Here is a 3,151-nt window from a genome sequence, read left to right on the forward strand (position 1 = left end):
GCAGAAGTCAACACATTTCGGGCGGATTTGTCGAAGTAGGTCATCTTGCCGTTTTTACCGCTATTGTGTGAATTGTGCCAATTATTTGCGCAATTTTTATTTTCGCTAGTGTTGCTCCACCATACGCGTGTCCCTTTGTAACTTTTGCCATCTCGCGCGCCGGAATGCTATCGATATGCAGTTTACGTCTATACAACTCAGTCATTCTTACCACATTTAATGGTTCTGTATTTAGTGTTGCCGCCCTTCGGTAAAACGTCAGATTTTTAACACTGCTCAACTCATGCATATTTTCATAAGAACCTGCGCACATGAAATACACGGGATAACCTGCTCTCAACCATCTTCCATATTCAGAAATAAACTTTACCATTTGCGGAGATTTTGATACATCGTCAATTGCAATTAAAATTTTCTTTTGCTGAACCTGTTGGATCATCCCTTCCACTTCTACACAAATGTCCCAGAACATCCTGTCTTTTCCACAATTTCATCTACGTTTTCCGTAATAATATAAGTATCTTCCGGTACTTGGGCAGCAGTAACTGTAAATGGATTGCATGTATTCTGCATTTATCTCCCCCCTATCATTTTCCACGCCTCATCATCAATTTCCCCATCCCGAAACAATTTTCTCTTATCACGTTCTGTTATCTTTCGAATGACGCGACATGGGTTGCCTGCTGCCACTGACCAGTCAGGAATATCTTTTGTAACAACACTTCCTGCTCCGATGACTACATTATTCCCTATATGAACACCAGGACACACCACTGTATTGCCTCCCAGCCAGACATTGTCACCGATAATAACTTCTTTTCCATATTCAAAAGCAGAATTTCGCGTATCCGGATAAACTGGATGTCCTGCCGTATAAATCGCAACATTCGGAGCCATAAAACAATAATCTCCAATTTTTACTTTTGCAACATCTATGATCGTACAATTATAATTGGCAAAAAAATTTCTTCCTACCTCAATATTGAACCCATAATCACAGTAAAAGGGCGGATTGATCCACGCATCGTCTGATTTACCCAAAAGTTCTTTTACAATCTCTGCAATTCCCGCAAAATCTGAGCGATCTGCAAAATTCAATTTTTGCAAAATCTTTCTGCATTTTATCTGTTCTGCCATAACAGCTTCGTCCGCAACATATGCAAGGTGCATGTCTCTTCTCAATTTCATATCCATGTTCCGTCTCCTCCTGTTTCACATTACCGGCAATACGCTGCCAGAAAAAGTTTTTTCACTTATTTATGATGTTTTATACAAAAATAAACTTTTCCAATTGATTTTTATACCAAAATTAATCATAATTATATAACAATCGTTCGCAAAGGAGTTTATTTTTTTATGGAAACCTGTCAAAATCTCATTATAAATTCAGATGCATCTGAAAACGTTGCTTACAACCATCCTGACTTTCCTGCCTATATAAAAAAAAGACAGCTTTCAAGCTATTCTGATTTTCGTGCGGTCAGCCACTGGCATGACGACTTGGAGTTTATTCTGATTTTAGATGGGACGATGGTCTACAATGTAAACGGAGAAAAAATCCCTCTGCAAACAGGTGAAGGTTTATTTGTCAACAGCCGCTGCCTGCATTATGGTTATTCTGGTGCACATACAGAATGTTACTTCCTCTGTCTCCTGTTATCTCCGGCACTTCTTTCTGCGAATACATATTTTAACCAGTATTTTTTTAATCCCTTATTGCAAAATGTTCATTTTCCTTATGTAAAATTGAGTCCAACAGTTCAATGGCAGAACCTTATTCTTCATGATCTGGAAATACTCTACGACAGTAATTCAGAAAAAATACAGGCTTTTATCGTGCTGGAAAAATTTGCCCACATCTGTAGATTACTCTATGAAAATATGAATCATTTTCCAGACCACGATAAAAACACTGCCGATCTTATGTCTCTGACTGCAATGATCGGATATGTTCAAAAAAATTATGCAAACAAAATATTGCTGAAAAATATTTCATCTGCCGGAAATTGCTGCAAAACAAAATGCACTTCACTTTTCCAAAAATATCTGTCCACTTCGCCTATGCTATACCTGAGCCACTATCGTTTAGGAAAATCCATTTTTCTTCTTCAAACCACGACCATGACGATTACAGAGATAGCATATGCCTGTGGCTTTTCCAATACCAGCTACTTTTGCGAACTATTTCGGGAATATTACAATACCACACCAGGGCAATACCGAAAAAGCATGCCGCCAACAATATGACACACAAACAAGACTTACTTGTCACAGAAGCAGATATACTCCTTCTCATAGTTTCCCCACCATGTTGTGCGTCCTCTTCCGCCTGCTTTTTCACTCGGCAGAAAATAAATTGTAGAAAATAGAATTTCTTCCGCATTCAATTTTACAATTATTTTCAGAAGTTTATCATCAAGTGGAAATACAATATCCTCATCTAAGTCTTCCGGCATCATCAGGTTCAAATATGTCTTTTCTGCATCTGTGAGAACCTCATCCACCATCTCACGGGAATCCAGATCCAGTCTGTAATAATAGAAATCGGCAAATGCCTTATTATTTCCATATTCTTTTTTCAGATTTTTAAAATGCGCCAGTGCACGTTTTTCATCCATCACCAGTTTAATATCTTTATAGTTCCGGAAACCCTCTGTAATTTTATCAAAATAAATTGCTCCCTGTTCCTGTAATTCTGCAGTCGTCATCACAATTCCTCCTACCATTCACTTATACTATTATGGAAACAAACTTTTATATGCATGATCAGCACCAATGCTTCACCATGTCCCTCCAGTTTCTTCTATATATAAAATATAAAGCAATTTTCCACTAAAAACTGCATAACCCAAAAGAAAAAAGAGATGAAATTGCTTCCACCTCTTTATTCTACAATATTTTACTCATTTTATATACTATTTTTCGTAACAAAACTCTGGAAAATATCATTTGTGTTTTTTACAATGATATAAAACACATTCGATATCTTTGTATCAATCATGGAATGCCCACACTTTGTTTTAATTATAAAAATACACTCCGTTGAAACACCTATCATTCATTCGTATTCAAATTCAAGAATGCTCCGGCATTCTTGTTGCAAGGTGCGCGTCATGCAATTGCATGACATACTTCAACTGCGCACCTCTGT

Annotated in this window: 5 protein-coding genes; 1 reads left to right on the forward strand and 4 read right to left on the reverse strand. The window is 37.3% G+C overall.

The window, feature by feature from the left end; all coding sequences use genetic code 11:
- Positions 1 to 40 precede the first annotated feature (40 nt).
- Genes LG34_RS14660 through LG34_RS14665 form a run of 3 tightly spaced genes read right to left on the reverse strand, consistent with a single transcriptional unit; the run spans position 41 to position 1,194 of the window.
- A complete protein-coding gene (locus LG34_RS14660; protein WP_242979916.1) occupies positions 41 to 472 on the reverse strand; it encodes a hypothetical protein in 432 nt (143 codons plus the stop codon).
- A complete protein-coding gene (locus tag LG34_RS17270) occupies positions 451 to 573 on the reverse strand; it encodes a hypothetical protein (protein WP_278286497.1) in 123 nt (40 codons plus the stop codon). Before LG34_RS17270 ends, LG34_RS14660 begins: the two co-directional genes overlap by 22 nt.
- A complete protein-coding gene (locus tag LG34_RS14665) occupies positions 574 to 1,194 on the reverse strand; it encodes a sugar O-acetyltransferase (protein WP_109216726.1) in 621 nt (206 codons plus the stop codon).
- A 162-nt stretch (positions 1,195 to 1,356) separates the two neighbouring features.
- On the opposite strand from LG34_RS14665, the gene LG34_RS14670 reads away from it, so the two are divergent.
- On the forward strand, positions 1,357 to 2,247 hold the full coding sequence (locus LG34_RS14670; RefSeq protein WP_109216727.1) for an AraC family transcriptional regulator: 891 nt from the start codon (positions 1,357 to 1,359) through the stop codon (positions 2,245 to 2,247).
- A gap of 14 nt (positions 2,248 to 2,261) precedes the next feature.
- On the opposite strand, the gene LG34_RS14675 is transcribed toward LG34_RS14670, so the two are convergent.
- Positions 2,262 to 2,708: a hypothetical protein gene (locus LG34_RS14675; RefSeq protein ID WP_109216728.1), complete on the reverse strand. Its 447-nt coding sequence runs from the start codon at positions 2,706 to 2,708 to the stop codon at positions 2,262 to 2,264.
- Positions 2,709 to 3,151 lie beyond the last annotated feature (443 nt).

Source organism: Eubacterium ramulus (assembly GCF_003122485.1).
GTDB lineage: Bacteria > Bacillota > Clostridia > Lachnospirales > Lachnospiraceae > Eubacterium_I > Eubacterium_I ramulus_A.

Excerpts from the sequence above, each read along its gene's own strand:
- LG34_RS14660 (WP_242979916.1), bottom strand. The coding sequence starts at position 472 with ATGTTCTGGGACATTTGTGTAGAAGTGGAAGGGATGATCCAACAGGTT.
- LG34_RS17270 (WP_278286497.1), bottom strand. The coding sequence starts at position 573 with ATGCAGAATACATGCAATCCATTTACAGTTACTGCTGCCCAAGTACCG.
- LG34_RS14665 (WP_109216726.1), bottom strand. The coding sequence starts at position 1,194 with ATGGATATGAAATTGAGAAGAGACATGCACCTTGCATATGTTGCGGAC.
- LG34_RS14670 (WP_109216727.1), top strand. The coding sequence starts at position 1,357 with ATGGAAACCTGTCAAAATCTCATTATAAATTCAGATGCATCTGAAAAC.
- LG34_RS14675 (WP_109216728.1), bottom strand. The coding sequence starts at position 2,708 with ATGACGACTGCAGAATTACAGGAACAGGGAGCAATTTATTTTGATAAA.